This window comes from Kamptonema sp. UHCC 0994 (assembly GCF_029167235.1).
In the GTDB taxonomy this organism is placed as follows: domain Bacteria; phylum Cyanobacteriota; class Cyanobacteriia; order Cyanobacteriales; family Microcoleaceae; genus Kamptonema.
This window is the reverse complement of sequence record NZ_JARFTR010000077.1, coordinates 1-1,169: the sequence shown is the minus strand read 5'-3', so window position 1 is coordinate 1,169 and position 1,169 is coordinate 1. Positions and strand designations below refer to the sequence as shown.

Genomic DNA, 1,169 nt, shown 5'->3' with positions numbered 1-1,169 from the left:
GGGAGCATCCCGATTTTGCAAAAAGACTGGCAGCAGATACAATAAAGAGACTACCGAAGGTAAAAAAATGAGCATAACTCCCGAAGAACAATTGCGCCTATCAGCTTGTATTCAGGAGATTTCGCAAATCCTCTACAAAAATACAGCTCCAGAAGAAATAGTGACCTTAGAAGGGATTGAGAAAGCAGTACGTCAACAAATGTTAGAGTATGTTAGCCCCAAAGTTGCCCTTTTTTTATCCAAAAAGTCACCAAAACAGTCAAAGGGCGATCGCGCACACTCAACAGTTGTGTAGGACGGCTCAAAATTACACAAAAACAAGCAAACCGCTTGAGCGTGGAGCCTTACAGCCGTAAAAGTCCTCTGCTAAAAAAATGCTGTCTTCTACTTTGTGCTTCCGAGTCATATCAAAATGCTTCTGTTGACCTGGCAACCCTCACGGGTGTTAAAGTTGGTCATAGCAGTCAACATAGGTTGGTGCAGCGTCAAGAATTTTCCTATTCTCAAGCGTCTGGGGCGATCGCACAACTCAGCATAGATGGCGGTAAAGTGCGACTGCGAACAGAACGGGGACTGCCCTGTGAGTGGCGCGATTATAAGGCAGTGCGCTTGCAAGACCTTTATTATGGTGCTTTCTTCCAAGATAACTTAAGTCTCACGGACTGGGTAAACAGTCAGCCGCTAACTAATCCTGTAATCTGTTTAGGAGATGGTCACGATGGTGTTTGGAATTTATTCAATGAAATTGCGACAACGGAACAACGGCAGGAAATCTTAGACTGGTATCACCTGAAAGAAAATCTTTATAAAGTTGGTGGCTCCCGTAAGCGGATTAGACAGGCTGAGGCTTTATTATGGCGTGGTCGGGTAGAGGATGCGATCGCCATTTTTGACAACTGCCACCGTCGGCAAGTTGTTAATTTCCGTGCCTACCTCAAAAAACATCGTCTCCGCCTTGTGGACTATGAGACTTGTCAGCAATTACAACCAGGCTCTATCGGTTCAGGAGCGGTAGAATCAGCCGTCAAGCAGATCGGTAGAAGGCTAAAAATTTCAGGCGCACAGTGGAAATCGGAAAGTGTTTCCCAAATGTTACAACTGCGTTGTGCCTACCTGAATGGCGAATTTGCAGTTTAATATTTTTGTTTTTACCAAATCGGGATGCTCCC

General features: G+C 45.0%; 1 protein-coding gene. It reads left to right on the top strand.

The features are described 5' to 3' along the window. The first annotated feature begins 73 nt into the window (after positions 1 to 73). A protein-coding gene (locus tag PY364_RS07460) for an ISKra4 family transposase (RefSeq protein WP_275521610.1) occupies positions 74 to 1,137 on the top strand; the annotation gives its coding sequence in 2 pieces (ribosomal slippage) (positions 74 to 230 and positions 230 to 1,137; 1,065 coding nt in all). Positions 1,138 to 1,169: the final 32 nt, after the last annotated feature.